The 665-nt window shown below is 53.0% G+C and carries 1 protein-coding gene (only partly in view); it reads left to right on the top strand.

The window, feature by feature from the left end; all coding sequences use genetic code 11:
- Window positions 1-610 carry part of the coding region annotated (locus VZP09_RS24755; RefSeq protein ID WP_328795541.1) for an IS6 family transposase on the top strand (this coding region is incomplete at its 5' end). 18 nt of the annotated region lie to the left of the window's left edge, so 610 of the 628 annotated nt are shown.
- Between the last annotated feature and the right edge of the window lie 55 nt (window positions 611-665).

Raw genomic sequence — 665 nt, 5'->3', positions numbered from 1 at the left:
GGAGATGCTNGCTGAACGNGGAGTGAATGTCGATCACTCCACGATTTACCNCTGGGTTCAGCGTTATGCGCCTGAAATGGAAAAACGGCTGCGCTGGTACTGGCGTAACCCTTCCGATCTTTGCCCGTGGCACATGGATGAAACCTACGTGAAGGTCAATGGCCGCTGGGCGTATCTGTACCGGGCCGTCGACAGCCGGGGCCNCACTGTCGATTTTTATCTCTCCTCCCGTCGTAACAGCAAAGCTGCATACCGGTTTCTGGGTAAAATCCTCAACAACGTGAAGAAGTGGCAGATCCCGCGATTCATCAACACGGATAAAGCGCCCGCCTATGGTCGCGCGCTTGCTCTGCTCAAACGCGAAGGCCGGTGCCCGTCTGACGTTGAACACCGACAGATTAAGTACCGGAACAACGTGATTGAATGCGATCATGGCAAACTGAAACGGATAATCGGCGCCACGCTGGGATTTAAATCCATGAAGACGGCTTACGCCACCATCAAAGGTATTGAGGTGATGCGTGCACTACGCAAAGGCCAGGCCTCAGCATTTTATTATGGTGATCCCCTGGGCGAAATGCGCCTGGTAAGCAGAGTTTTTGAAATGTAAGGCCTTTGAATAAGACAAAAGGCTGCCTCATCGCTAACTTTGCAACAGTGCCCCC

Source organism: Klebsiella sp. EMBS2024, assembly GCF_036233805.1.
GTDB lineage: Bacteria > Pseudomonadota > Gammaproteobacteria > Enterobacterales > Enterobacteriaceae > Klebsiella > Klebsiella pneumoniae.
The sequence above is the reverse complement of the archived record's forward strand: the minus strand, read 5'-3'. Positions and strand labels throughout refer to the sequence as shown.